This window comes from Sphingomonas sp. BK345 (assembly GCF_014193845.1).
Classification (GTDB): domain Bacteria; phylum Pseudomonadota; class Alphaproteobacteria; order Sphingomonadales; family Sphingomonadaceae; genus Sphingomonas.
In genome coordinates this window covers 1-26,226 of record NZ_JACHZX010000004.1, presented here as the reverse complement: position 1 = coordinate 26,226, position 26,226 = coordinate 1, and the positions used below count along the sequence as shown (strand labels likewise).

General features: G+C 69.9%; 27 protein-coding genes and 1 tRNA gene. 19 read left to right on the top strand and 9 right to left on the bottom strand.

Annotated elements, in window-relative coordinates; translation table 11 throughout:
* The first annotated feature begins 60 nt into the window (after positions 1–60).
* Positions 61–1,044: an SGNH/GDSL hydrolase family protein gene (locus tag FHY03_RS13495; protein WP_183931393.1), complete on the top strand. Its 984-nt coding sequence runs from the start codon at positions 61–63 to the stop codon at positions 1,042–1,044.
* Between the two features lie 52 nt (positions 1,045–1,096).
* Here the strand turns inward: FHY03_RS13495 and FHY03_RS13490 are convergent, their stop codons facing one another.
* The 5 genes from FHY03_RS13490 to FHY03_RS13470 all read right to left on the bottom strand — a co-directional run bounded on the left by FHY03_RS13490 (position 1,097) and on the right by FHY03_RS13470 (position 5,534).
* Positions 1,097–1,582, bottom strand: a complete 486-nt coding sequence (locus FHY03_RS13490; RefSeq protein ID WP_183931392.1) for a nuclear transport factor 2 family protein — start codon at positions 1,580–1,582, stop codon at positions 1,097–1,099.
* Between the two features lie 331 nt (positions 1,583–1,913).
* Positions 1,914–1,989, bottom strand: a tRNA-Thr gene (locus tag FHY03_RS13485).
* A 17-nt stretch (positions 1,990–2,006) separates the two neighbouring features.
* Complete coding sequence (locus FHY03_RS13480) at positions 2,007–2,870, bottom strand: hypothetical protein (protein WP_183931391.1); 864 nt, start codon at positions 2,868–2,870, stop codon at positions 2,007–2,009.
* Positions 2,867–4,228, bottom strand: a complete 1,362-nt coding sequence (locus FHY03_RS13475) for a serine hydrolase (RefSeq protein WP_183931390.1) — start codon at positions 4,226–4,228, stop codon at positions 2,867–2,869. The genes FHY03_RS13480 and FHY03_RS13475 overlap by 4 nt, the downstream gene beginning before the upstream one ends.
* Positions 4,212–5,534 carry a replication-associated recombination protein A gene (locus FHY03_RS13470; protein WP_183931389.1) on the bottom strand — a complete coding sequence of 441 codons (1,323 nt, stop codon included), beginning with the start codon at positions 5,532–5,534 and terminating at the stop codon, positions 4,212–4,214. The genes FHY03_RS13475 and FHY03_RS13470 overlap by 17 nt, the downstream gene beginning before the upstream one ends.
* A gap of 120 nt (positions 5,535–5,654) precedes the next feature.
* Between FHY03_RS13470 and FHY03_RS13465 the strand changes: the two genes are divergently transcribed.
* Positions 5,655–6,260, top strand: a complete 606-nt coding sequence (locus FHY03_RS13465; RefSeq protein ID WP_183920004.1) for a PadR family transcriptional regulator — start codon at positions 5,655–5,657, stop codon at positions 6,258–6,260.
* The gene (locus FHY03_RS13460; RefSeq protein ID WP_183931388.1) at positions 6,257–6,547 is read left to right on the top strand and encodes a DUF2218 domain-containing protein; all 291 of its coding nucleotides are present in this window, start codon (positions 6,257–6,259) and stop codon (positions 6,545–6,547) included. The genes FHY03_RS13465 and FHY03_RS13460 overlap by 4 nt, the downstream gene beginning before the upstream one ends.
* Positions 6,548–6,718: 171 nt before the next feature.
* On the opposite strand, the gene FHY03_RS13455 is transcribed toward FHY03_RS13460, so the two are convergent.
* The 3 genes from FHY03_RS13455 to FHY03_RS13445 form a co-directional block, all read right to left on the bottom strand.
* Positions 6,719–7,897, bottom strand: coding sequence for a glycosyltransferase family 1 protein (locus FHY03_RS13455; protein WP_183931387.1), 1,179 nt, complete (start codon positions 7,895–7,897; stop codon positions 6,719–6,721).
* Positions 7,898–7,952: 55 nt separating this feature from the next.
* Positions 7,953–9,728, bottom strand: a complete 1,776-nt coding sequence (locus FHY03_RS13450) for a cation:proton antiporter (protein WP_183931386.1) — start codon at positions 9,726–9,728, stop codon at positions 7,953–7,955.
* A gap of 371 nt (positions 9,729–10,099) precedes the next feature.
* Complete coding sequence (locus tag FHY03_RS13445) at positions 10,100–11,320, bottom strand: NADP-dependent isocitrate dehydrogenase (protein ID WP_183920012.1); 1,221 nt, start codon at positions 11,318–11,320, stop codon at positions 10,100–10,102.
* Between the two features lie 236 nt (positions 11,321–11,556).
* Here FHY03_RS13445 and FHY03_RS13440 point away from each other — a divergent pair, with 236 nt between their 5' ends.
* From FHY03_RS13440 to FHY03_RS13430, 3 genes are read left to right on the top strand one after another with little or no spacing between them, the layout of a single operon-like run.
* Positions 11,557–11,964, top strand: coding sequence for a hypothetical protein (locus FHY03_RS13440; protein ID WP_183931385.1), 408 nt, complete (start codon positions 11,557–11,559; stop codon positions 11,962–11,964).
* A gap of 59 nt (positions 11,965–12,023) precedes the next feature.
* Positions 12,024–12,746, top strand: a complete 723-nt coding sequence (locus FHY03_RS13435; RefSeq protein WP_183920016.1) for a phosphatidylserine decarboxylase — start codon at positions 12,024–12,026, stop codon at positions 12,744–12,746.
* Positions 12,747–12,748: 2 nt separating this feature from the next.
* Positions 12,749–13,561 (top strand): phosphatidylcholine/phosphatidylserine synthase, encoded by an 813-nt coding sequence (locus tag FHY03_RS13430; RefSeq protein WP_183920018.1) that lies wholly within the window; start codon positions 12,749–12,751, stop codon positions 13,559–13,561.
* Here FHY03_RS13430 and FHY03_RS13425 read toward each other — a convergent pair.
* A complete protein-coding gene (locus FHY03_RS13425; protein WP_183931384.1) occupies positions 13,497–13,727 on the bottom strand; it encodes a hypothetical protein in 231 nt (76 codons plus the stop codon). The genes FHY03_RS13430 and FHY03_RS13425 overlap by 65 nt on opposite strands.
* A 328-nt stretch (positions 13,728–14,055) precedes the next feature.
* Here FHY03_RS13425 and rpsB point away from each other — a divergent pair, with 328 nt between their 5' ends.
* The 13 genes from rpsB (at position 14,056) to FHY03_RS13360 (ending at position 26,075) form a co-directional block, all read left to right on the top strand.
* Positions 14,056–14,841, top strand: coding sequence for a 30S ribosomal protein S2 (gene rpsB / locus FHY03_RS13420; protein ID WP_183931383.1), 786 nt, complete (start codon positions 14,056–14,058; stop codon positions 14,839–14,841).
* Between the two features lie 143 nt (positions 14,842–14,984).
* On the top strand, positions 14,985–15,920 hold the full coding sequence (gene tsf / locus FHY03_RS13415; RefSeq protein ID WP_183920024.1) for a translation elongation factor Ts: 936 nt from the start codon (positions 14,985–14,987) through the stop codon (positions 15,918–15,920).
* A gap of 349 nt (positions 15,921–16,269) precedes the next feature.
* The gene (gene pyrH / locus FHY03_RS13410) at positions 16,270–17,013 is read left to right on the top strand and encodes a UMP kinase (RefSeq protein WP_183931382.1); all 744 of its coding nucleotides are present in this window, start codon (positions 16,270–16,272) and stop codon (positions 17,011–17,013) included.
* Positions 17,000–17,557, top strand: a complete 558-nt coding sequence (gene frr / locus FHY03_RS13405) for a ribosome recycling factor (protein ID WP_183920028.1) — start codon at positions 17,000–17,002, stop codon at positions 17,555–17,557. Before pyrH ends, frr begins: the two co-directional genes overlap by 14 nt.
* A gap of 28 nt (positions 17,558–17,585) precedes the next feature.
* Positions 17,586–18,317: an isoprenyl transferase gene (locus FHY03_RS13400; protein ID WP_183920030.1), complete on the top strand. Its 732-nt coding sequence runs from the start codon at positions 17,586–17,588 to the stop codon at positions 18,315–18,317.
* A 10-nt stretch (positions 18,318–18,327) separates the two neighbouring features.
* Entirely contained in the window at positions 18,328–19,140 is an 813-nt protein-coding gene (locus tag FHY03_RS13395) for a phosphatidate cytidylyltransferase (RefSeq protein ID WP_183920032.1), read from the top strand.
* Positions 19,137–20,294 (top strand): 1-deoxy-D-xylulose-5-phosphate reductoisomerase, encoded by a 1,158-nt coding sequence (locus FHY03_RS13390; RefSeq protein WP_183931381.1) that lies wholly within the window; start codon positions 19,137–19,139, stop codon positions 20,292–20,294. Before FHY03_RS13395 ends, FHY03_RS13390 begins: the two co-directional genes overlap by 4 nt.
* Positions 20,291–21,424, top strand: coding sequence for an RIP metalloprotease (locus tag FHY03_RS13385; RefSeq protein WP_183920037.1), 1,134 nt, complete (start codon positions 20,291–20,293; stop codon positions 21,422–21,424). Before FHY03_RS13390 ends, FHY03_RS13385 begins: the two co-directional genes overlap by 4 nt.
* 124 nt (positions 21,425–21,548) lie before the next feature.
* Complete coding sequence (gene bamA, locus FHY03_RS13380; protein WP_183921389.1) at positions 21,549–24,218, top strand: outer membrane protein assembly factor BamA; 2,670 nt, start codon at positions 21,549–21,551, stop codon at positions 24,216–24,218.
* The gene (locus FHY03_RS13375; protein WP_183920039.1) at positions 24,218–24,877 is read left to right on the top strand and encodes an OmpH family outer membrane protein; all 660 of its coding nucleotides are present in this window, start codon (positions 24,218–24,220) and stop codon (positions 24,875–24,877) included. Before bamA ends, FHY03_RS13375 begins: the two co-directional genes overlap by 1 nt.
* Complete coding sequence (fabZ, locus tag FHY03_RS13370) at positions 24,874–25,386, top strand: 3-hydroxyacyl-ACP dehydratase FabZ (protein ID WP_183931380.1); 513 nt, start codon at positions 24,874–24,876, stop codon at positions 25,384–25,386. The genes FHY03_RS13375 and fabZ overlap by 4 nt, the downstream gene beginning before the upstream one ends.
* 98 nt (positions 25,387–25,484) lie before the next feature.
* A complete protein-coding gene (gene rpmE, locus FHY03_RS13365) occupies positions 25,485–25,715 on the top strand; it encodes a 50S ribosomal protein L31 (RefSeq protein WP_183920042.1) in 231 nt (76 codons plus the stop codon).
* Between the two features lie 36 nt (positions 25,716–25,751).
* Positions 25,752–26,075, top strand: a complete 324-nt coding sequence (locus tag FHY03_RS13360; RefSeq protein ID WP_183931379.1) for a PilZ domain-containing protein — start codon at positions 25,752–25,754, stop codon at positions 26,073–26,075.
* The last annotated feature ends 151 nt before the right edge of the window (positions 26,076–26,226 follow it).

Sequence of the window (26,226 nt, the reverse complement as noted above, 5' to 3'; positions counted from 1 at the left end):
TCGTTTCTGCGGCACGGTCCGTCGTGTGGTGCGCCATATCGGCGACGCGGGAGACCGAAGATGAAGAGGGAATGGACCTTGGCGTTGAGCGCGCTGGGGCTGATCGCGGCACAACCGGCGGGCGCGGACCGAAGCACCGCGCAGTTCACCTCGGTGACGGTGTTCGGCGACAGTCTGGTCGACGCCGGCAATCTCTATCTCTCCAACGGCGGAACCCGCCCCGACCCGAGCCAAGGCTATTTCCAGAACCGCTTCACCGACGGCTTCGACTATCCCGATCTGATTTCGCTCAAGCTCTTCGGCGTGCCGACCACGCCCTCGCTCAACGGCGGCAGCAACTATGCCTATGGCGGCGCACGCGTGGTCGATACCGGTGACGTGATCCCCGACCTCGGCGCGCAGCTCAGCACCTTCGCCGCCTCGGGCACGGCGATCGACCCCAACGGCCTGTACATCCTCAACTTCGGCGGCAACGACGTGTTCGGCGCCAAGGGCGTGTTCGGCCCGGTCGGCGCCATCGGCGACTATCCCGACGTGAACAGCTATCTCGAGGCGGCGGCGAACCAGTATGTCGCCGGGATCAAGGCGCTCAACGAGCGCGGCGCGCGCAACATCCTGTTCACCGACTTCCCGCTCGCCGGCGACCCGTACACCATCGCGGCCAACAACTATCTGCGCACCGCACTGGACGGGCTGACCGTCAGCGCCGGGACAGACCTGTACTTCTACAGCCTCAGCGAGTTCAACGTGCGGGTGCTGCAGCACCCCGACCGGTTCGGGCTGCCGCCGCTGCGTGCCGACACCAATTGCGTCGCCGCGGGCGCGCAGGCGAGCGGCTGCGCGGGCTTCTTCTCGTTCGACGGCGTCCACGTCACCGGCGCGGTGCAGGCGGCCGGCTTCCGCGACATGGACCAGCGCTTCGGCCTGACCAGCGCGGTGCCCGAACCCTCGGTCTGGTCGATGCTGATCCTCGGCTTCGGCCTGGTCGGCGCGGCGCTGCGGCTCGGCCGCCGGCGCCGTGTCGCCTTGGCAAGCGCGGCCTGACCGGACGACCTGCTGCGCGATCGGTCGCGCGGACGACGGTGCGCGAGGAGGCTCACGGCGATCGTCCCGGCGGCGCCGGGACGACGTTGGCGTGACGCGCGAGCCAATACCAGCGGCCGTGGTGGCGCTGGTAGATGTTGGTGTAGCGCCGTCGCAGCGGGGCGGTGCCGTAGGTCCGCCCCAGCTCGCTCGCCGCGGTGGGGGTGAACAGCTCGTTGCCCATCACCACGCCGGTGTCGCCGCTGACGCGGACGCGCTCGATCGTGCGGTCGAACTCTTCCGCGCCGATGCGTCCGTCACGCATCATCGCCAGGAACTCCTCACGCGAGAGGACACGGCCGGTCGGGGCGTTGATCGTCAGCTCGGGCGCGGACAGCGCCGCCAACTTCGCGACATCGGCCTGCGCCACCATGTCCTTCTGCGCCATGTCGAGCCGCGCCAGCGCCGCCTCGACATCGCGTGGGGCGGCGGGCGCCGTCGTCGCGACCGCGGAGAGGAGGCCCGCGACGCCGGTCGCGACGATCAACAGCTGACGCATCGCCGATCTCCTATCGAGCCGGGCAGAATGGACTGAAGCGAGTCCAGAAACAATCGCCCTAACGGGTCACGGTGGCGCAAGGGACAGCGCCAGCATGAAGACGGCGACACCGCCTGATCCGCTCCTGCGAGCTGCCACGTGCGCAAGAGAAGCGACGCGGGTCGCCCGAGGGGTGGCCTGATCGCCGAGCCCGCCCTCGACGCCGCGGCAGCGAGCACGCGCCCTCCGCCAAGGGCTCTGTCAACATCTGGAGCATGGTCATGTTGGACCGCCGCTATGTCGGTCCTCAGCGAGCGAGGAGCGCCGCTCGCAGGCGATGAAGGCGGAGGCGTGGTGCCGGTTGCAGGGATCGAACCCGCGACCTTCGGTTTACAAAACCGCTGCTCTACCAGCTGAGCTAAACCGGCGCGGCGGCCCTCATGCGTCAGCCGACGCCGAAGGTCCAGCCCTCGGTCCGCGCCACCGCCGCGGTGAGCCCCCGCGGCTGCCACAGACCGGGTTCGTTCACGCGCGCGCGCAGCCAGGCGGCGGCGAGGATCGCGTCGGTGGCATGGTCGTCGTACCGCGCGAGCGGCGCGTGCGGCATGCTGCCGAGCGCCGCCAACGCGGCGTCGAGCGCGGCGGCGTCGCGCAGCTTGCTCCGCCCCTTGCGCAGCCCCGCGGCTCGCGCCGCGATCGCGGTATAGATCTCGACGACCAGCGCGCCCGACGGCGGCACCGCGTCGAACGGCCACACCGCGGCGCGCCCGGCGAGGTGATGGAGCAGGCGCATGCCCGCGAAGCTCGCCTTGGCGACCTGGGCGGCGCCGATCGCGTCATAGACGGTGGAGGGCTTGGTGCTGCCGTCGTGCGCCACCTCGCACACGCGCCAGTGGAGGAAGTCGCGCTTGGCGCCGTCGGCCGCGCCGAGATAGAAATGACGCCCGCGCCGCGCCTCCAGGAAGGAGGCGGCGCCGAGGTCCTCGTCCGCGCTCGCCGCGTCGACGTAGCGCCACAGCGCGGGCGCGTCGCGCGTCTCGGTCTCGCCGGGCAGATGCGCGCCGCGCGCGACGAAGGGCGCGGAGAAGCTGAAGTCGAAGCCGACCAGCATGGCGCGGTCGCGCCGCACCATCAGCCAGTCGAGCACCTCCTGTCGCGACCATTCGCGCTCCGCCGGGGCGACGAGCACGGGCGCGTCGTCGCCGAGGCCGCAGCGCGCCACCGCGATGCCGCGGTGGCGGCGCCCGCGCGCGCCTGACCAGTCGATCGCGACGAACTCGGTGAAGCGGCCGGGCGGCGGCGCGCTCACCGCGCCGCGATCACGTCCGCGGTGAAGCGCGCGACGTCGAAGCGCGCGCCGGTCGGGTCCTCGCCGCGGCGGACCACCACCAGCCGCTCGGACGGCACCACCATGACATATTGCCCGCGATTGCCCTGTGCGGAGTAGCTCCCCGCGGGCAGCCCCTGGCGCGCGCCGAACAGCCAGATCGAGGCGCCATAGCCCTCGTCGCGCTCGGGCTGGGGCAGGCGTGGCGTGGTCATGTAGCGCATCCACCCGGCGGGCAGCAGCCGCCGCCCCTCCCACACGCCGTCCTGCAGCCAGAACTGGCCGAGCCGCGCGAGGTCGCGCGCGGTGGTCCATACCGCGCTGGAGAGCAGGTAATTGCCCTGCCAGTCCGACTCGATCACGGTGTGCCGCATGCCCAGCGGCGCGAGCAGCCGCGCCGGCAGCGCGCGATAGCGTGCCTCGCCGAGCGACGCGCGCAGCGCGCGCACCGCGAGCAGGATATCGTTGTTGGCGTAGCGGAAGTGCGTGCCGGGGCGCGACGACAGCGGCCAGCCGGTGGCCTGCTCGGTCACGGCGGTGCCGCCGAAATACAGCGCGTCCGTGCGGTTGCCGGCGGTGTCGCTGTGCAGCCCCGAGCTCATCCGCAGGAGCTGGTCGAGCGTGATCCGCGCGCGCGGGTCGCCCGCGCGGCGCCATTCAGGCACGGTCGCGGGGCGCAGCGGGTCGACTCCGCTCATGCCGACCAGCGTGCCGGTGATGCTCTTCGCCACCGACCAGGTGCGGTTGGGGACATAGGGTCCGAAGCCGTCGCGGTAGCGCTCGGCAACCACCTGCCCGTCGCGCAGCACCACGACGCCCAGCGTCTCGGTGCCGCGCCCGTACGCGCCCTCGAACGCGCGCGCCACCGCGCCGGCGAGCGCGGGCGCGGGGCGGGGCGCGATATTCGCGTCGCCGAGCGGCCACCGCCGCGGGTCGGGTTCGGGGGCGCGCGGCAGGCCGGGCGCGGGGGCGCGCGCGATCGCCTCGGCACCGATCGGCGCGAGCGTGCAGCCCGCGCCCGCTGCCCAGCTCGCGTGCCGCGGCGGCTGCGCGGGATCGAAGGCGACGCTCACCGTGCGTCCGGCACGGTCGATCCGCGCCGCCAGCGTCGGCACGAGGGCGTCATATTCCGGATAGATGCCGCGTAGCTCCAACGCCTCGACCTGGCGCTCGCTGCGGCCCGCGGTGAACAGCCCGTCGCACAGATTATAGGCCTTGTACCCCGCCGCGATGGCGCGCGCGTAGCGCTGATGGTCGTCGTATCGCGCCGACTGCGGCGACTGCGCCGCGGCGGGGATCGCGAGCAGGGCGAACGGGAGGAGCTTAGTCGCGGTGCGCATGCCGCCGCTCATCCCACCAGGCGAGCCGCTCGGCAACGCGCTTCTCGTAGCCGCGGTCGGTCGGCGCGTAGAAGCGCTGCGGCGGTAGCTCGTCGGGCCAGTAGTTCGCGCCCGAGAAGCCGCCCTCGCTGTCGTGGTCATATTCGTAGTTCGCGCCATAGCCGATCTGCTTCATCAGCTTGGTGGGCGCGTTGAGGATGTTGGCGGGCGGCATCAGCGAGCCGGTCTCGCGCGCCACCTTCCACGCGGCTTTCTGCGCGGCATAGACCGCGTTCGACTTGGGGGCGGTGGCGAGATAGACGCAGGCCTGCGCGACCGCCAGCTCGCCCTCGGGGGAGCCGAGAAAATCATAGGCCTCCTTGGCGGCGAGGCATTGCGCCAGCGCCTGCGGGTCGGCCAGCCCGATGTCCTCCACCGCGGCGCGCGTCAGCCGGCGCAGCAGGTAGAGCGGCTCCTCGCCGGCGGTGAGCATCCGCGCGAGATAATAGAGCGCCGCCTGCGGGTCCGAGCCGCGGATCGACTTATGCAGCGCGCTGATGAGGTTGTAATGCCCCTCGCGGTCCTTGTCATAGACCGCGACGCGGCGCTGGAGGAAGCTCGACAGGCCGGCCGGGTCGAGCGGGGCGGGCAGGTCGACCGAGAAGAGTGTTTCGACCTGGTTGAGCAGGAAGCGTCCGTCGCCGTCGGCGCTCGCCACCAGCGCGTCGCGCGCGGCCGCGTCGAGCGGGAGCGGGCGGCCGACCTCGGTTTCGGCGCGCGCGATCAGCTGCTCCAGCGCGGCGCGGTCGAGCCGGTGAAGGATCAGCACCTGCGCGCGGCTGAGCAGCGCGGCGTTGAGCTCGAACGACGGGTTCTCGGTGGTGGCGCCGACCAGCGTCACCGTGCCGTCCTCGACGTAAGGAAGGAAGCCGTCCTGCTGCGCGCGATTGAAGCGGTGGATCTCGTCGACGAAGAGCAGGGTGCGCTTGCCCAGACGGGCATGGTCGCGCGCCTCGGCGAAGGCCTTCTTGAGGTCGGCGACGCCCGAGAACACCGCCGAGATGGCGGCGAAGCGCAGCCCCACCGCCTGGGCTAGCAGCCGCGCGATCGTGGTCTTGCCGGTGCCGGGCGGCCCCCACAGGATCATCGACGAGAGCCGGCCCGCGGCCACCATCCGCCCGATCGCGCCCTCGGCGCCGGTGAGATGGTCCTGCCCGACGACCTCGTCGAGCGCGCGCGGGCGCAGCCGGTCGGCGAGCGGCGCGTCGGCTGCGGCGGGCAAATCGGAGGGAACGGCCGGGTCGAGCCCGGCGAACAGGTCGGCCATCGCGCCGATGTAGGCGCGCGTGGCCAGCCCGTCATCTCGTGATCTCGCGATATATCGCAAGGCATCTTGACGACATGGTCTCACGATATATCTTGAGCGCATCGTAACGAGGAGTCGATGATGTTTGGACATATGTATGGCCACGGTCGCCACGGCGGCATGGGGCGCGGCTGCGGGCCGCGCGGCGGTCGCGGCGGCGGCTGGGAGCGGGTCGCGGCGGAGTTCGCGACGCGCTGGGACGAGGCGGCGCGCGGCGGCGGCGGGCGGCGGCGGATGTTCGACGGCGCCGAGCTGCGGCTCGTGCTGCTCAAGCTGATCGCGGACGCGCCGCGCCACGGCTATGAGCTGATCAAGGCGATCGAGGACCTCACCGGCGGCGCCTATGCGCCCAGCCCGGGCGTGGTCTATCCCGCGCTGTCGATGCTGGCCGAGATGGAGCAGATCGAGGAACAGGCAAGCGAGGGCGCGCGCAAGCGCTTCGCCGCCACCGCGAGCGGGCGTGCGCACCTCGCCGAGAATGAGGCGCAGGTGGCGATGTTGCTGGAGCGGCTCGCGGGGCTGGGCGCCGAGCGGTCGCGCGGCGATCATGCCCCGGTACGGCGCGCGCTCCACAACCTGCGCCACGCGGTGCAGAACCGTCTGCACGGCGCGGCGGACGAAGAGGAAATGTTCCAGGTCGCCGCGCTGATCGACGAGCTGGCGCAGACGATCGAGCGGCGGAAGTGAGCGTCTCGGTCGCGCGCGTGCCGACGCACTCGGCGAGCCGCTATCTCCAGCAGCTCGCCAAGCACTGGAGCCATAAGATGACGGTCCGTTTTTCCGCTGAGGAGGGCGAGATCGAGTTTCCCAATGGTGCGCGCCTGGCGATGCGCGCGGACAGCGAGACGCTCGACGTGGTGCTCACCGTGCCCGAGGGCGAGGATGTCGCGCGGATGCGCGAGGTGGTGTCGAGCCACCTCGACCGCTTCGCCTTCCGCGAGGCGCCGCTGACCTTCGACTGGCAGGAGGGGTGACAGGGGACGTTCTCACTACCCATCTCGCCTCGTGTCCCGGCGTACGCCGGGGCCCAGTTTGGGGGACGCTGGTGGCTCTCACTTCGGCCTTCCCAACCGGGCCTCGGCCTTCGCCGGGGCACGGCTAGCTGGAAGGCTCGCGCGTGAGAGTAGTCGACCGCGCCGACTGCGTTACCGCCCCGCGAGCAGCTCGCGATACACGTCGAGCACCGCCTCATTGGCGGAGTCCCAGCGGAAGCTCTTGGCGTGCTCGTGCGCGGCCGCGCCCATCGCCTCGCGCCGCGCCGGGTCGCGCGCCAGCGTCGCGATTGCGGCGGCATAGCCCTCGACGTCCTGCGGCGTCACCAGCAGCCCGGTGACGCCGTCGTCAAGCAGGTCGACCGCGCCGGTCGCGCGCGCCGCGACCACCGGCACGCCCGCCGCCATCGCCTCCGACGTCACCTGGCCCCAGGTCTCGGTGACGCTCGGGTTGAACAGCAGGTCCATCGATGCCACCGCGCGGCCGAGGTCGTCGCCGCTCTGGAACCCGGCGAACGCGGCCTGCGGGACGCGCTCGGCGAACCAGTCGCGCGCGGGGCCCTTGCCGACGATCAGCGCGCGGTGCCTGATCCCCATGGCGTCGAGCCGCGCGAGCACGTCGGCGAAGACGCCGAGCCCCTTCTCCAGCACCAGCCGCCCGAGGAAGCCGATCGCCAGTTCGTCGTCGGCGATGCCGAGCGAGCGTCGCCACGCCAGATCACGCGCGGACGGGTGGAAGCGGCGATGGTTGACGCCGCGGCCCCAGAGCGACACCGGCGTGGTCACGCCGAGCCCGCGGATCACCTCCGCCATCGACGGGGTCGGCACCAGCACGCGGTCGGCGCGATCGTAGAAGCGGCGCAGGATCCACTTGATCGCGGGCTGCACGACCGCGAGGCCGTAATATTCGAAATAGGTCTCGAAGCGCGTGTGCACCGCCGACACCACCGGGATGCCGTGTCGCCGCGCCCAGGTCACCGCGGCGTGGCCGAGGAACTCGGGCGACGAGACATGGACGATATTGGGGTCGAACGCCTCCAGGTCACGACGCGGGCGCGCGGGCAGGCCGCGCCCGAGCTTATATTCGCCGCGCCCGCCGGGCATCGGGATGGCGGGCACGTCGACGACGGTGCCGCGCGCCTCGAACGCCGGGGTCGGCGTGGTCGGCGAGTAGACGCGCACCGCCACGCCGCGGTCGAGCAGGTGGCCGACCAGCAGGTTCTGCGCCTGGTTGGCGCCGTCGCGGACGTAATTGTAGTTGCCGCTGAAGAAAGCGACGCGCGGCGACGGCGTGCCGCTGTCGGCGGCGGAGGAGGCGGGAGACGGGCTCATCGCGCGCCCGCTAGCCCGTTTCTGCGGCGAAATCGCGGCTGATCGGCATCGCGGGTCAGGCCGGCTCGATCTCGTCGCTGCGCCGCAGCCGGCGGATGCGCGGCTCACGGTCGAGCATCGCGACGCGCCGGATCGTCTGGCGCAGCTCGTCGCGCTTGTCGTGGATCGAGGCGATCACCGGCCCCATCGCGACGCCGAGATCGACCAGCACTGCCTCGGACAGCTGCAGCGAGCTCTCCAGCGTCTCGGGGACGGCGTCGGTGACGCCGGCCTTGTACAGCTCGGCGGCGTGGACCGTGTCGCGCGCGCGCGCGATGATCGGTAGCTCGGGGAAAGCCTCGCGCAGCCGCCGCGCCAGCCGCACCGTCAGCACGGGATCGTCCATCGTCAGGATCAGCGCGCGCGCGCTGGCGAGGTCGAGCCGATCGATCAGCTCGGCGCGCGAGACGTCACCGAACACCACCGGATAGCCCGCGGCGCGCGCTTCCGCGACCGCGTCGATGTCGGCCTCGACCGCGACGAACGGCTGCTGGTGGCGCGCCAGCATGTCGGCGACGAGCTGACCGACGCGACCGAAGCCGAACACCACCGCGCGCGTTCCCTGCTCGGCCGAGACCGCGTCGGGCAGCGGGTCGCGTCCCTCAATCCGGCGCGACACGACGCGGCCCAGCTTGGCGAGCAGCGGCGTGATCGTCAGCCCGATCGCGGTGACGGTCTGCCAGAAGGCGGCGGTGGAGCCGAGGATCAGCTGGGCCTGCGCCGCGGTGGCGAGCACGATCAGCGTCGTCTCCGACGGGCTGCCCATCAAGAGGCCGGTCTCCAGCGCGATGCCGCGGCGCGCGTTGGCGACGCGCAGCAGCAGGTAGGTCACCATCGTCTTGGCGCTCACCACCCCGATCACCGCGGCGAGCAGCGACCCCCAGTTGGCGAGGATCAGCTTGAGGTCGAGGCTCATCCCCACGGTGATCAGGAACACGCCGAGCGCGAGGCCCTTGAACGGCGCGGTCATCACCTCGACCTCGCTGTGATACTCGGTCTCCGCGATCAGCAGCCCGGCGAGCAGCGCGCCGACGATCGGCGACAGCCCGGCCGCGGTGGTGGCCACGCTGGCGATGATCACGACCAGCAGCGAGGCGGCGAGGAACAGCTCGGGGCTCTTGGTTCGCGCCGCCTGCGCGAACAGGCGCGGCAGCACCAGCCGCCCGCCGACATACATCGCCACGACGGTGAGCGAGCCGCGCAGCGCGACCCCCGCGATGCCGGCCCAGCCGGCCGCGGCGGTCGGTGCCATGGCGCCCAGCGCGAAGATGATCGGCACCAGCGCGAGGTCCTGGAACAGCAGGATGGCGAAGGCGCCGCGCCCGACCGGGCTGGACGTGCCGACCAGCGGCAGTACCAGCGCGGTGCTCGACAGCGCCAGCGCGAGCCCGAGCCCGGCCGAGCCGCTCCAGTCCTGGCCGAGATAGTGGAGCGTCACGCCGATCAGCAGCGACGAGCCGAGCAGCTGCATCGACCCCGTGCCGAAGACGAGCTGTCGCATCGCCCACAGGCGCCGGAAGGAGAGTTCGAGCCCGATCGAGAAGAGCAGCAGCACGATGCCGAACTCGGCGAAGGGCTCGATCGCCTCGGGATCGGAGATGGTCAGATAGTAGAGCCAGGGCGCGCGCGGCACGAGCGCGCCGAGCCCGGCCGGACCGACGAGCACGCCGACGAGGATGAACCCGATCACCGGGCTGATGCGGAAGCGCGCGAACGCCGGAATGACCAGCCCCGCCGCGCCGAGGATCACGAGCGCGTCGCTGAAGCCCTCATTCTGAAGTCCGATTGCCATGATGTGGGTTGTAAGCGGGATCGGTCGCGCTTGTCGCGCAGCGCGGCGAGAAAAAGTGCCGGGGCCGCGCGGATGGGGCGGTCGTCGCCGGTCACCCGCTGCCGATCGCCCAAGCCCGTCATTCCCGCGAAGGCGGTAATCCAGACGCGCGGACCTGAGAAGGAGCCGCGACGCCGGCGTTCATGGATCCTCGCCTTCGCGGGGATGACGAAGGATCGTCGAAGGGGAGGACGGCGACGAGCCCTCGTTGCTCCTTCCGTTCCGGCGATGTCGCGGAGGGACAGGCGACGCATCCGCGCTCCGCACCCTGCCTCGCGCACGTATAAAGATCCAGCAGGGCGGCGCGCCGGAACGCGCCGCCCTCTGTCAGCTCAGGCCCAGGCGGCCATCTTCTTCTCGAGGTTGACGCGCACCGCCTCGAAGAACTGCTCGGTCGTCATCCACTTCTGGTCCGGCCCGATCAGGATCGCGAGATCCTTGGTCATGTCGCCGCTCTCGACCGTCTCGACGCAGACCTGCTCCAGCGTCTCGGCGAAGCGGGTGACGTCGGGCGTGCCGTCGAACTTGCCGCGATACTTGAGCCCGCCGGTCCAGGCGAAGATCGAGGCGATCGGGTTGGTCGAGGTCGCCTTGCCCTGCTGGTGCTGGCGATAGTGGCGGGTGACGGTGCCGTGCGCTGCCTCGGCCTCGATCGTCTTGCCGTCGGGCGTCATCAGCACCGAGGTCATCAGCCCGAGCGAGCCGAAGCCCTGCGCGACCTGGTCGGACTGGACGTCGCCGTCATAGTTCTTGCAGGCCCAGACGAACTCGCCGTTCCACTTCAGCGCGGAGGCGACCATGTCGTCGATCAGGCGGTGCTCGTAGACGATGCCCGCGGCCTTGAACTGGTCGACGAACTCGCTCTCGAACACCTCGGCGAAGATGTCCTTGAAGCGGCCGTCATAGGCCTTGAGGATGGTGTTCTTGGTCGAGAGATACACCGGCCAGTTGCGGCCTAGCCCGTAGTTGAGCGAGGCGCGCGCGAAGTCGCGGATCGACTCGTCGAGGTTGTACATGCCCATCGCGACGCCGGCGGAGGGGAAATCGAACACCTCGTGCTCGATCGTCTCGCCGCTCTCGCCCTCCCACTTCATCGTCAGCTTGCCCTTGCCGGGCACCTTGAAGTCGGTCGCCTTGTACTGGTCGCCGAAGGCGTGACGGCCGACCACGATCGGGTGGGTCCAGCCCGGGATCAGGCGGGGCACGTTCTTCATCACGATCGGCTCGCGGAAAACCACGCCGCCGAGGATGTTGCGGATCGTGCCGTTGGGCGAGCGCCACATCTTCTTGAGGCCGAACTCCTCGACGCGCGCCTCGTCGGGCGTGATCGTCGCGCACTTGACGCCGACGCCATACTTCTGGATCGCCTTGGCGCTCTCCACCGTGACGGCATCGTCGGTCGCGTCGCGATGCTCGATGCCGAGGTCGTAATAATCGAGATCGATGTCGAGGTAGGGCTTGATCAGGCGCTCGCGGATCCACTCCCAGATGATGCGAGTCATCTCGTCGCCGTCGATCTCCACGACGGGCGTCTTCACCTTGATCTTGGCCATGCCGGTGTCCTTGCTGAGAAGCGTTGCCGCGGTCGATAGGGGCAAGGGCGCGGGGGATCAACCGGGGGGTGGAAGCTCGCGCCTCTCCTCCCGCCGTCATCCTGAGCTCGTCTCAGGATTCACCGCGCCGCATACTCAGCGGCGGCGGTGCCTGCCGGACGGTGGATCCTGAAACGAGTTCAGGATGACGCCCGGGGGGTACCGCTCGAACCAGAAGATGGGAGGTCCCGGCCGCGATGCCGCGGGACCCTTTCGGCGGCACCGCCGTTCGTGTCGCGATGCGAACGATCCGCTTCCCCGCCGTCCTCGCGCTGCTGCTACCGGCCCCTGCGCTCGCCGACACGCTGCCGCTCACCCGCGGCTATTACGTCGAGGCCGGGACGCCGTGCCGCGGCGCACCCAACGTGGCGCTGCGCGACTATCAGGGTGACGGGATCGGCTCGAGCAAGGCCGGTCAGTGCCACGCGCGCGTCCTCGCCCGCATCGGCCAGCGCTACACGCTGCGGCAGAGCTGCGTGCAATATGGCGGGCCGCGCCAGTATCGCGCCGCCGAGCGGCTCAAGATCCGGGTGGACAGCCGCACCAGCTACACCGACCTGCGCGCCGGTGCGCAGTATCGCTGGTGCCGGACGACTAACCTGTGACGGTGACGCCGGCCAGCAAGCGCGTTGTCACCGCGCGCGCCGGTCGATAGGACGAAGCGATGACTTCGCTCGACAAGCCGCCGGTCGTCACCACGACCGTGAAGTGGCGCTTTCCCGCCGTCCACCCCGAGGGGCAGAAATTCACCGCCATCGCCTTCGGCATCACATTGCTGATGACGATCGTGTCCAAGGTGTTCTTCTGGCCCTTCCTAGGCCTGACTCTGTGGGTCGCCGCCTTCTTCCGCGATCCCGTGCGTACCACCCCGATGGGCGACGATCTGATCGTCTCACCCGCGGACGGGCTGATCACGATGATCGAGCGCGTCCCTGTGCCGCGCGAGCTGATCGGCGATCTCGGTGAGATGCCGATGGTGCGCGTGTCGGTGTTCATGTCGGTGTTCGACGTGCACATCAACCGCTCGCCGATCGCGGGGACGATCCGACAGGTCGTGTATATCTCGGGCAAGTTCCTCAACGCCGATCTCGACAAGGCGTCCGAGGAGAATGAGCGCCAGCATTTCGTGGTCGAGGGCTTCGATGGGCGCCGTGTCGGCTTCACGCAGATCGCGGGCCTGGTGGCGCGCCGCATCGTCGGCTTCGCCAAGATCGGCGACATCGTCGCCGCCGGCCAGCGCGTCGGCCTGATCCGCTTCGGCAGCCGCGTCGACGTCTACCTGCCCGAGGGCTACGCCCCGCAGGTGGCGCTCGGCCAGCGCGCGATCGCGGGCGAGACCGTGCTGGCGCGGTTCGGCGCCGAGCGCGTCAGTGGCGTCGCGCAATAATCATGCGCCGCCCGGTCCGCCGCCCGCTGCGTCGCCCGCCTGGCGGACTTCCGTTGCGCGCGGTCGCGCCCAACGCGGTTACCGCGCTGGCGCTCTGCTCCGGCCTGTCGGGGATCCGCTTCGCGATCTCGGGGCACTGGGAGCTGGCGGTGACGATGGTGCTGCTCGCGGGTGTGCTCGACGGGCTCGACGGCCGCGTCGCGCGCATGCTCCACGGCGAGAGCCGCTTCGGCGCCGAGCTCGACTCGCTCTCCGACGCGATCTCGTTCGGCGTCTCGCCCGCGCTGATCCTTTATCTGTGGTCGCTCCACGCCCTGCCGCGCTTCGGCTGGATGGCGGCGCTGGTGCTCGCGGTATTCTGCGCACTGCGGCTGGCGCGCTTCAACGCGAACATCGACGCCGACGACCAGCCGCATAAATCGGCCGGCTTCCTCACCGGCGTGCCCGCACCCGCGGGGGCCGGTCTGGCGATGCTGCCGCTGTTCCTGTGGTTCGTCACCGATGAGCCGCTGTTGCGCGACCCGCGGCTGGTCGCACCCTGGACGGTGGGCATCGCACTGCTGATGGTGTCGAGCCTCGCGACCTTCTCCTGGTCGTCATTGCGGCTGCGCCCCAACATCCGCTTCGAGGCGATCGCGGTCGTGGTGGCGGTAGGAGCAGCGGCGGTCAGCGCGCCGTGGCAGACGGCCGCGGCCGCGGGCATCGCCTATCTGCTGGCGATGCCGTTCAGCGTCGCCAGCTACGCGCGGGTCAGGCGGCTCCGCGCTGGCGGAGCGGCGTCACTGCCGGCACCGCCGAACCCGCCCAGCGCCTGACCGCGATCCGCCGCTCGGCGCGAACCAGCGTCGCGAGCGGGGCGGGACGCGCCGCCGCCATCTCGCCGCGCAGCGCGCCGACGATCTTGTCGAGATTGGGCGCCAGCGTCGCGTGGAGCGCATAGCCCGTGGTCGTGAGCGCGCCGCCGAAGATCGCGAGGGTCATCACCGTCATCATTGTTCGACTCCCGTTCCGCGGCTTGGCCAGTAGAACCTCTGCGTCTGCAGAGGGTTCCGAGATCAATCCCAGATCGGTACTGGTCCGATCCGGCTTCGGAACGATCCTGCCGTGCTTCTGCCGTTCACCCTGTGTTCTCCCGCCTTGTTCCAACTATGTTCACGCCTGTCAAGCGTTTGTTCTCCCGCTTGCGATTGCCCCGTCGATCCGCTAAGGCGCGCCCCTCAACCCCGCATGGGAAGCATCAGCTACCGGTGCGCTGCCTTCGAGGCGGCGTCACTCGCTTCCCAGAGGCTTAACCGGAAGGAATTTAATTATGGCGGCACCTGTCGTCACGATGCAGCAGCTCATTGAGACTGGCGCTCACTTCGGCCACCAGACGCACCGCTGGAACCCGAAGATGAAGCCCTACATCTTCGGCGAGCGCAACGGCGTCCACATCATCGACCTGTCGCAGACCGTGCCGCTGTTCGCGCGCGCGCTCGACTTCGTCAGTTCGTCGGTCGCCTCGGGCGGCAAGGTGCTGTTCGTCGGCACCAAGCGCCAGGCGCAGGAGCCGGTCGCCGAGGCGGCGCGCCGCGCTGGCCAGCACTTCGTCAACCATCGCTGGCTCGGCGGCATGCTGACCAACTGGAAGACGATCAGCAACTCGATCAAGCGCCTCAAGGCGCTCGAGGAGCAGCTGTCGGGCAACACCGCCGGCCTCACCAAGAAGGAAGTGCTGCAGCTCACCCGCGAGAAGGACAAGCTCGAGCTCTCGCTCGGCGGCATCCGCGACATGGGCGGCATCCCGGACGTCATGTTCGTGATCGACGCCAACAAGGAGGAGCTCGCGATCAAGGAGGCCAACACGCTCGGCATCCCGGTCGTGGCGATCCTCGATTCGAACGTGTCGCCCGACGGCATCGCCTTCCCGGTGCCCGCCAACGACGACGCGGCGCGTGCCATCCGCCTGTACTGTGAGGCGATCGCCATCGCGGCGACGCGCGGCAACCAGCAGCAGGCCGCCGGCCGTGGCGTCGACCTGGGCGCGATGAGCGAGCCGCCCGCCGAGGAGGCGCTCACGGTCGAGACGCCCGCGGCCGAGCCCGCCGCCGCCTGATCCGTGGAGCCGCGCGAGGCGAACGCGCGGACGCACGATTGTCACGGAGGCTGCCTAAGCCGCGGCCTCCCTCATTTCCCCTCGGCGCGCGGCGATTCACCGATCGTCGCGCGTCGATGCAAAAACCAGCTGAGGACAAGACGATGGCCGATATCACGGCAGCGATGGTCAAGGACCTGCGCGAGAAGAGCGGCGCGGGCATGATGGACTGCAAGAAGGCGCTCAGCGAGACCTCGGGCGACATGGACGCCGCGCTGGACTGGCTGCGCACCAAGGGCCTCGCGGCCGCGCAGAAGAAGTCGAGCCGCACCGCGGCGGAGGGCCTGGTCGGCGTCGCGGTGAGCGGCACCAAGGGCGCCGCGGTCGAGGTCAACTCGGAGACCGACTTCGTCGCCAAGAATGAGCAGTTCCAGAACTTCGTCCGCGAGGTCACCCAGATCGCCCTCGCCAGCGGCGGCGACGTCGAGGCGATCAAGGCGGCGCAGATGCCGTCGGGCACCACCGTCGCCGAGGCGCTGACCAACAATATCGCGACGATCGGCGAGAACCAGTCGATCCGCCGCGCGCGCTCGCTGTCGGTGAGCCAGGGCGCGGTCGTGGCCTATGTCCACAACCAGCAGGCGCCGGGCCTGGGCAAGATCGGCGTGCTCGTCGCGCTCGAGAGCGCGGCGTCGGACGAGGTGCTGCAGGGCCTCGGCAAGCAGCTGGCGATGCACATCGCCGCGGCCTTCCCCAAGGCGCTCAACGAGGAGGACCTCGACGAGGCCGAGATCGAGCGCGAGCGCGCGATCGCGGCCGAGAAGGCGGGTGAGTCGGGCAAGCCGGCCGACATCATCGCCAAGATGGTCGAGGGCTCGATCGCGAAGTACCGCAAGGAGCATGCTTTGGTCAGCCAGCTGTTCGTGATGGACGGCAAGACCAAGATCAGCGACGTCGTCGCCAAGGCGGGCAAGGACGCCGGCGCCGAGATCAAGCTGGTGGACTATGTCCGCTTCCAGCTCGGCGAGGGCATCGAGAAGGAAGTCTCCGACTTCGCCGCCGAGGTCGCCGCGGCCTCGGGCGTGCCGCAGCCGGTCTGATACCGAACCGTCCGGTTCGAACAGTCCACCGCCGCCCTGGCCACCGTGCCGGGGCGGCGGTTCGCGTTTTGGGGGCCAATTCCTCCCCGACACGGGGAGGGGGACCGCCGCGCGTCAGCGCGGTGGTGGAGGGAGCTCTCCACGAAGCGCAGCCTTGGCGTAGAGTTTCGTCCCGCGGCCCAGCGTTCGTGGCCATCCCCCTCCACCACTCGCCTTCGGCGAGCGGTCCCCCTCCCCGCGAGCGGGGAGGATCGCAGCTCCGGCCCCGTGCCACTGTGTCAACCCATTGCCAGCCGCGGACCCGCCGCCTAGGGTCCGCGCCGCTCCGCCCCCTGTACAACGAGACCCAATGACCCAGCCCCGCTACAAACGCATCCTGCTGAAACTCTCCGGCGAAGTGCTGATGGGCGAGGGCGGTCTCGCGATCGATCCCGCGGTCACCGCGCGCGTCGCGGAGGAGATCGCGGACGTGAAGGCGCAGGGCTATGAGCTGTGCATCGTCGTCGGCGGGGGTAACATCTTCCGCGGGCTCGCCGCCGCGGCCAAGGGCTTCGAGCGCGGCACCGCCGATTACATGGGGATGCTCGCCACCGTCATGAACGCGCTCGCGGTGCAGAACGCGCTCGAGCAGATCGGCGTCGACACGCGCGTCCAGTCGGCCATCCCGATGCACTCGGTGTGCGAGCCCTTCATCCGCCGCCGCGCCGAGCGCCACCTCGAGAAAGGGCGCGTCGTGATCTTCGCCGCCGGCGTGGGCTCACCCTTCTTCACCACCGATTCGGGCGCCGCGCTACGCGCCGCCGAGCTCAACTGCGACGCGCTGTTCAAGGGCACCTCGGTCGACGGCGTGTACGACGCCGATCCGAAGAAGGACCCGCAGGCGACCCGCTACGAGACGGTCAGCTACGACATGGTGCTGGCCAAGAACCTCAAGGTGATGGACGCCAGCGCGGTGGCGCTGTGCCGGGATTCGAACATTCCCATCGTCGTGTTCAACATCCGCGAGCACGGCAACTTCGCCGCCGTGCTGCGCGGTGAGGGCGTCTCGACGGTGGTGCAGAAACAGATGGAGACGACCGATGCCCGCGTATGACAAGGCCGACCTCGAGCGCCGCATGCACGGCGCGGTGGAGTCGCTCAAGGGTGATCTCGGCGGGCTTCGCACCGGCCGCGCCTCGACCTCGCTGCTCGATCCGGTGACGGTCGAGGTGTACGGCGCGCACATGCCGCTCAACCAGGTGGCGACCGTGTCGGTGCCGGAATCGCGCATGCTGTCGGTGCAGGTGTGGGACAAGACCAATGTCGGCCCGGTCGAGAAGGCGATCCGCTCCGCCGGCCTCGGGCTCAACCCGATCAACGACGGACAGACCCTGCGCCTGCCGATCCCCGACCTGACCGAGGAGCGCCGCAAGGAGCTCGCCAAGCTCGCCGGCCAGTATTCGGAGAAAGCCAAGATCGCGGTGCGCAACGTCCGCCGTGACGGCATGGACGCGCTCAAGACCGACGAGAAGAAGGGCGTGATCTCCGAAGACGAGCGCAAGCGGCTCGAGACCGAGGTGCAGAAGCTCACCGACGCGACGATCGCCGACATCGACTCGGTCTCGGCCGCGAAGGAAAAGGAAATCCTCAACAAGTGACGTCGCTCGCGCCTGGGGGGGAGGGCTGATGGCGACCGCCGCGATGCCGCGCGAGGCGCCGGCGGTGCTGCCGCGCCACGTCGCCATCATCATGGACGGCAATGGCCGCTGGGCGGCGCAGCGTCACCTGCCGCGCGCCGCGGGCCATCGCGCCGGCGTCGAGGCGGTGCGCTCGGTCACCCGCGCCGCGCGCGCGATGGGGCTGGAGGCGCTGACTCTCTATGCCTTCTCCTCGGAGAACTGGCGCCGTCCGGAGGACGAGGTCGGCGCGCTGATGAAGCTGCTCAAATTCTTCATCCGCAACGACCTCGCCGAGCTGGTGCGCGAGAATGTGCGGTTGCGCGTGCTCGGCGACTATCGCCGCTTCCCCGCCGACGTGGTCGAGCTGGTCGACGACGCGCTGGCGCGCACCGCCGCCAACACCGGCCCGATCCTCGCGATCGCGCTCAACTATGGCGCGCAGGCTGAGCTGGTCACCGCCGCCCGCCGCCTCGCCGAGCGTGCCGCGCGCGACGGGCTCGCGCCCGAGACGATCGACGCCGCCGCGATCGAGGCCGAGCTGGAGACGCGCGACCTGCCGCCGCTCGATCTGCTGATCCGCACCTCGGGCGAGCAGCGCCTGTCCAATTTCCTGCTGTGGCAGGCGGCCTATGCCGAGCTGCTGTTCGTCGACACGCTGTGGCCCGACTTCGACTCCGCCGCGCTCGCCGCCGCGCTCGACTCGTTCGGCAAGCGCCAGCGCCGCTACGGCGGGCTGTGACCCGCCGCGCATGACCGAGCCGACGCCCGACGCCAAGCTGCGTACCCCGTCCAACCTGCGGCTGCGGATGATCGCCAGCGTCGCGATGATCGCGGTGGCGAGCGTGGCGCTGGTGCTGGGCGACATCGCCTTCTGGCTGCTCGCGGTGGTGATCGCGCTGTTCATGATGGCGGAATGGTCGGACCTGGAGAAGGTCTCGCCCAAAACGAAGCGGCTGGCGCAGTTCGCGCTGAGCGTGCCGCTGGCGACCATGGCACCGGCGTGGCTGATCATCGAGCCGCGGCCCTTCTTCACGCTCGGGCTGATCGCGGGCGCTGCCTTCTTCGTCGCGATCGTCACGCGGCTGCCGCAGCTCGCGCTCGGCGTGGTCTATTGCGCGCTGCCCGTGCTCGCGCTGGTGGTGCTGCGGCGGCAGGGCGAGGGGCTGCTCGAGACCTTCTGGGCGATGTCGCTGGTCTGGGCGTGCGACATCGGCGCTTTCTTCGCCGGTCGATCGATCGGCGGGCCCAAATTGGCGCCGCGGCTCAGTCCCAACAAGACCTGGGCTGGGCTGATCGGCGGCGCCGTAGCGGCCACCGCGCTCGGCGCGCTGCTGCACGCTGCCGCGGGACTGCCGCTCGTGCTGGCGCTCGCCTCGCCACTGCTCGCGGTGCTGGCGCAGGCGGGCGACCTCTACGAGAGCTGGCTCAAGCGCCGCGCGGGCGTGAAGGACTCGGGCAACATCCTGCCGGGCCACGGCGGCGTGCTCGACCGGCTCGACGGGCTGGTGCCGGTGGCGCCCGTGGCGGCGCTGCTGGTCGTGTCGCTGGGTGCGTTCGGGTGAGGACCGTCTCGATCCTGGGGGCGACCGGCTCGGTCGGTACCTCCACCCTCGACCTCGTCGAGCGCGAGCCCGACCGCTTCCGCGTCGTCGCGCTCACCGCCAATTGCGACGTCGAGCGGCTCGCCGCCGCGGCGCGGCGCACCGGGGCCGAGCTGGCGGTGGTGGCGGACGAGGCGTGTCTGCCCGCGCTGCGCGAGGCGCTCGCCGGGACCGGCACCGCGGTGGCGGGGGGCGCGCAGGCGGTGTGCGACGCCGCCGCCTCGGGCGCGGACTGGACGATGGGCGCGATCGTCGGCTGCGCCGGGCTGCGGCCGACGCTGGCGGCGATCGAGCGCGGCGGCACGGTGGTGCTGGCCAACAAGGAGCCGTTGGTCTCCGCGGGCGACATCATCACCGCCGCCGCGGCGACGAACGGCGCCACGTTGCTGCCCGCCGACAGCGAGCACAACGCAGTATTCCAGTGCTTCGATCCGACCCGCCCCGAGAGCGTCCGCCGGATCATCCTGACGGCGAGCGGCGGCCCGTTCCGCGACTGGACGCTCGAGCAGATGGCAGCGGTGACGCCCGCGCAGGCGGTGGCGCACCCGAACTGGTCGATGGGCGCCAAGATCTCGGTCGACAGCGCGACGATGATGAACAAGGGACTCGAGCTGATCGAGGCGGCGCGCTTGTTCCCGGTGCCGCCCGAGCGGATCGAGATCGTGATCCACCGCCAGTCGGTGATCCACTCGATGGTGGATTATGTCGACGGCTCGATGCTCGCGCAGCTCGGTCCGAGCGACATGCGCGTGCCGATCGCGCACTGCCTCGCTTGGCCCGAGCGGATGGCGACGCCGATGGCGCCGCTCGACCTCGTCAAGCTCGGCCGGCTCGACTTCGAGGCGCCCGACGCGCTGCGCTTCCACGCGCTCACGCTGGCGCGCGACGCCGCCGAGGCGGGCGGGGCGCGGCCGGCGATCCTCAACGCCGCGAACGAGGTGGCGGTGGCCGCTTTCCTGGCGGGCGCGATCGGCTTTCTTGAAATCGCCGCAATCGTCGACGATACGCTACAACGCTACGACCCGGCCGCGCCGGAGACGCTCGACGCGGTGCTCGCGATCGACGCGGAAGCGCGAAGGAGAGCCGGCGAGCGCGTGAAGGATTGCGTCGCTTGATCCAGACCCCTGGCGTATTGATCACCGCTCTGGCCTTCGTCCTGGTGATCGGCCCGCTCGTCTTCGTCCACGAGATGGGCCATTATCTCGCCGGGCGCTGGTTCGGGGTGCACGCCGAGGCCTTCTCGATCGGCTTCGGGCGCGAGATCGCCGGCTGGACCGATCGCCGCGGCACGCGCTGGAAGCTCGCCTGGCTGCCGCTCGGCGGGTACGTCCGCTTCGCCGGCGACATGAACCCGGCGAGCCAGCCCGGGCCCGAGTGGCTCGCGCTGCCCGCCGAGGAGCGCGCGCGCACCTTCCAGGCCAAGCCGGTGTGGCAGCGCGCGATCGTCGTCGCCGCCGGACCCGTCGTCAATTTCGTGCTGGCGGTGCTGATCCTCGCGGGCTTCGCGCTGGCGTACGGCGACGCGCGCACGCCTGCGGTGGTGGGCGAGGCGCTGCCCCGCACCGCCGCCGCGGCCGCCGGCCTGCGCGCGGGCGACCGGGTCACCGCGCTCGGCGGGCGCGAGATGGACACGTTCGAGGACATGGTCCGCTACGTAAAGATCCGGGCGGGCGAGCGCGTCCGCATCGATTACGTCCGGGGCGACCGCCGCGCCGCGGTGGACGCGACGATCGGTACGCAGCTGCAGCGCGATCGCTTCGGCAACGAATATCGTGTCGGCCTGCTCGGCATTGCGCCGACGACGCCGGTCATCACCGAAGTCGGCGTGTTCGAGGCACCGGTCGTCGCGGTGCGGCGCACCGGCCAGATCGTCGGGATGATGGTCGAGACGATCGGCCAGATCGTCACCGGGCGGCGCTCGGTCAAGGAGCTGGGCGGGCCGCTCTCGATCGCCAAGGCGTCGGGCGAGCAGCTCACGCTGGGGCCGGACGCGTTCGTCTTCCTGATCGCGCTCGTGTCGATCAATCTCGGGTTCATCAATCTTTTGCCAGTGCCGATGCTCGATGGCGGTCACCTGTTCTTCTACGCGATCGAGGCGGTGCGGCGGAAACCGGCGCCGCCCGAGCTGGTCGAATGGGCGTTCCGCGGCGGGCTGGCGGCGGTGCTCGCGCTGATGCTGCTGGTGACGTTCAACGACCTCAGCAACCGCGGGCTGTGGCAGCAGCTGGCCGGCTTGATCGGGTGAGCAAGGTAAGGCAGGGCGACGCGGCCCGCATGCGTGGCGGTTACTCTCGGGTGGGATTTAGGTGACGGTGCTGAACGTTTCAACTTCGCGGGCGCGTGCCTCGGCGACCTTGCTGGGCTGCACGATGCTGGCCGGCGTGCCGCTCGCCGCCGCGGCGCAGACCCGCCCCGCGCCCGCCGCGACTCCGGCGACCGCGGCGGCGCAGCCGCCCGCCGCCACGGTCACGCCGGCGCCGCAGGCCGCGCGCACGATCACCTCGCTGCGCGTCGAGGGAACGCAGCGGATCGAGCCCGAGACCGCGCTGAGCTACACCAAGCTGCGCCAGGGCCAGCCCTATACCAACGAGACGCTCGATCAGGCGATCAAGGACCTTTACGCCAGCGACCTGTTCGCCGACGTGACGATCGACGGCGCCGCGACCGGCAACATCGTGATCCGCGTGCGCGAGAACCCGATCATCAACCGCGTCATCTTCGAGGGCAACAAGCGCCTCAAGGAAGACAAGATCGGCAAGGAGGTGCGGCTCAAGCCGCGCCAGATCTTCACCCGCTCTGCGGTGCGCGCCGACGTCGCGCGGATCATCGAGTTGTACCGCCGCCAGGGCCGCTTCGCCGCGACGGTGCAGCCCAAGATGGTCAGCCTCGACCAGAACCGCGTCGACGTGATCTTCGAGGTGAGCGAGGGGCCGAAGTCCAAGGTCCGCCAGATCAACATCATCGGCAACAAGGTATTCGACGACGGGAAGCTGCGCGCGCAGATGGCCACCAAGGAGGCGCGCTTCTTCCGCATCCTGTCATCGGGCACGTCCTACGACCAGGACCGGCTCGCCTATGACCAGCAGAAGCTGCGGCAATTCTACCTTACCGAGGGCTATGCCGACTTCCGCGTCACCTCGGCGGTGGCGGAGCTGACACCCGACCGCAAGGACTTCATCATCACCTACGTGGTCGAGGAGGGCGAGCGCTACAAGTTCGGCGACGTCACCGTCGACAGCGACATCCGCGACTTCGACGGCAAGAAGATGGCGACCACGCTCGGCATCAAGAAGGGCGACTGGTACAACGCCAAGCTGGTCGAGGACACGGTCGAGCATCTCAGCGAGACCGCCGGGCTGTTCGGCTATGCCTTCACCGAGGTGCAGCCCGACTTCCAGCGCGACTCCGAAGCGCACACGATGTCGATCAACTTCCACATCGGCCAGGCGCAGCGCACCTATGTCGAGCGGATCGACATCACCGGCAACACCCAGACGCAGGACAAGGTGGTGCGCCGCGAGGTCCGCCTCGCCGAGGGTGATGCCTTCAACAGCTTCCAGGTCAAGCGCTCGCAGGATCGCATCAACAGCCTGGGCTATTTCCAGGACAAGTTCGAGATCAAGCAGACGCCCGGCAGCGCCGCCGACCGCGTCGTGCTCGAGGCCAACGTCGAGGAAAAATCGACGGGTGAGCTCCAGCTCTCGGCGGGCTTCTCCAGCCTGGAGCGCTTCATCATCCAGGCGAACATCACGCAGAACAATTTCCGCGGCAAGGGGCAGACGCTCCGCGCCGGCGTGAACTATTCCAGCTATTCCAAGTCGATCGAGCTGGGCTTCACCGAACCGTATGTGTTCGACAAGAACATCGCGCTGGGCGTCGACCTGTTCCGCCGCGACTATAATTCGTTCAATTTCTACGGTACCGATCGCCGCACGACCTACAGCCAGGTGTCGACCGGCTTCCAGATCCGCACCGGCGTGCCGCTGACCGAATATTGGCAGCTCGCCGGCCGCTACACCTTCTCCTACGACAAGGTGGGGCTGGACCAGAACTCCTTCTTCACCAACGGCTCCTGCGACCCGCTCAAGGCCGGGCGCTATCTCTGCGAGGCGCTGGGCAACCGGCTTACCTCGATGGTCGGCTACTCGCTGATCTACGACAGCCTCAACAGCCGCCTGCGCCCGACAGCGGGCCAGCGTTTCGTGTTCAGCCAGGACTTCGCCGGGCTGGGTGGTTCGGTGAAATATGTCCGCACCCGGGTCGAGGGATCTAAGTTCTGGAACGTCGGCGGCGGGTTCATCGCCTCGATCGTGGGTGAGGGCGGGTATATCCGCTCGCTCGAGAAGTCGCGCGGCGAGGGGGTCGATCGGGTCCGCATCACCGACCGCTTCTACCTCGGCGAGCCGCAGTTCCGCGGCTTCGACATCCGCGGTGTGGGGCCACGCGTGAAGCGGCAATATTACACGACCGACGCCAATGGCGCGCAGGTGCTCGTCACCGACCGCGACCAGATCATCGACGACGCGCTCGGCGGCACGGCTTATTATCTCGGCCGCTTCGAGATCGAGATCCCCCTCGGCTCGGGCGCGCGCGAGCTAGGGCTGCGCCCGTCGATCTACGCGCAGGTCGGCAGCCTCTTCAACATCACCCGTCCGCTGCCGACCGCGGTGTTCCCGACGACCACGGACGCGAACGGCAATACGGTGGTATTGCCGCTGCCAGTGTACAACGATGCCAAGCAACCGCTCTATTATTACACCAATGCCGACGGTCTCAGCGTCTCCACCACCTGCGCCGCCGGCATTCCGGGCGCCAATGGCAGCTGCAACGGCGTGATCGCGAACAACCCGCAGATCGCGTCGCAGCCGTTCCAGGAGACGTTCCTCGGCGACTCGGCGCGTCCGCGCCTCTCGGTCGGCATCGGCGTCAACTGGAACTCGCCGTTCGGCCCGCTCCGCATCGATCTCGCCAAGGCGCTGCTGACCCAGCCCGGCGACGACAAGAAGCTCATCACCTTCAACGTAGGGACTCAGTTCTGATGACCACCTTCAAGCACCTCCTGCTCGCCGCCGCGCTCGTCGCGCCGGCCGCGCTGACCGCCCCCGCCGCGACCGCGCAGGTCGGCGGCGTCGCCGTCGCCGATCCCGAGGCGGCGGTCGCGAATTCCAAGGCCTGGGCGACCGCCCGCACGCAGATCCAGACCCAGTATAAGGCGCAGCTCGACCAGGCGAACACGCGCCGCCAGGCGATCCAGACCGAGCTGCAGCCGCTCGTCGCCGCCTATCAGAAGGCCGCCGCCGCCCCCGGCGCGACCGAGGCCTCGCTGCGAACCCAGGCGCAGGCGATCCAGACCCGCGAGCAGACCGCCAACGCCGAGCTTCAGCGCCTCACCGCGCCCGCCTCGCGCGCCCAGTCCTACGCGATCGAGCAGATCTCGGCCAAGCTGCAGGACGCGGTGGGCGCCGCGGCGCGCGCCAAGAACGTCAGCCTGCTGCTGCGCCCGAACGCGGCGCTGTTCGCCAACCCCACCGCGGACATCACCTCGGCGATCACCGCGGAGCTCGACCGCACCGTGCCGACCGTCGGCATCACGCCGCCGGCCAACTGGCAGCCGGGCCAGCAGGACGGCGGTGCCGCCGCCGCGGCGCCGGCCGCGGCCGCGCCCGCGACCAACAATCGCGCGCCGACCGGCCGATGAGCGACGCCCCGCTCGGTCAGTCGCCCGGCGGGGCGAACGGTGAGTCGGGCGGGCCGATCGGCCCGCTCGACGTCACTCGCGTGATGGCGCTGCTGCCGCATCGCTACCCGATGCTGCTCGTCGACCGCGTCGAGACGCTGGTGCGCGATCGCTCGATCCGCGCCACCAAGGCGGTGTCGATCAACGAGAGCTTCTTCCAGGGGCATTTCCCCGGCCGCCCGATCATGCCGGGCGTGCTGATCATCGAGGCGCTGGCGCAGGCCGCGGGCGTGCTGGCGGTCGAGAGCCTCGGCCTCGCCGGTTCGGGCAAGCTGGTCTACTTCATGGCGATCGAGGGCGCGAAGTTCCGCAAGCCGGTCGAGCCGGGCGTGCTGCTGTCGCTTGAGGTCGAGTTCGTCCAGAAGCGCAGCGCGGTGTGCAAGTTCGCCGGCGTCGCGAAGATCGACGGCGCGGTCGCCGCCGAGGCGAACTTCACCGCGATGATCGCCGATCCGCCCGCCGCGGCGTAGCACCCCTCCGCCGTGCTTTGACTTTGCCGCGCGCGCGCTGTAGGGCGCGCGGCTTGCTGTCCCAGGCTGGTCGGAACCAGCCGCTCAGGAGCGTGACCGTGAAGAACGATATCCACCCCGACTATCACATGATCAAGGTGCAGATGACCGACGGCACCGTCTACGAGACCCGCTCCACCTGGGGCAAGGAAGGTGACGTGATGACGCTCGAGATCGATCCGCTCGCGCACCCGGCCTGGACCGGCGGCAAGGGCCAGATGCTCGACCAGGGTGGCCAGGTCGCGCGCTTCAACAAGCGCTTCGGCGGCGGGCTCACGCTGCGTAAGTAAACCTGTTGTTAGGCATGGCGGCGTAGCATCGCCGCCATGTTCGCTGCCGAATATGCCCCCGCCGAGCGCCCCGTCCGCCGCGGACGCCGCGCCCCCGTCGCCGTCCCGGCACCGGTCGAGCAGAGCGGCATGGCGCGCACCCTGTGCAAGGTCATGGATCTCTCGCTGCACGGCTGTCGGTTGCTGACCTTCTCCGCCATGGCGCGCGACGAGTCGATCTGGCTCACGATCCCCGGTTTGGGCGTGGTCGCCGCGATCGTCGTCTGGGCCGACGATCTGGTGGCGGGCTGCCAATTCCTCTCGCCGCTGACGGACGAGACGTTCGAGTCGCTCGTCCTGCGGTACGGCCTACCGCACTGAGGCGTCACGCGCCGCGTGAGCAGGCGGTGGCGACTGTCCGCAAACCGTCTTTCTGACTAGCGTCATCAAGTCAGTTGTGACGCGGGGTGTGGGAGGTCGCGGAGGCGCGCGTTGGCGATGGTGACGATCTTTCGCATGACGGCGGCGAGGG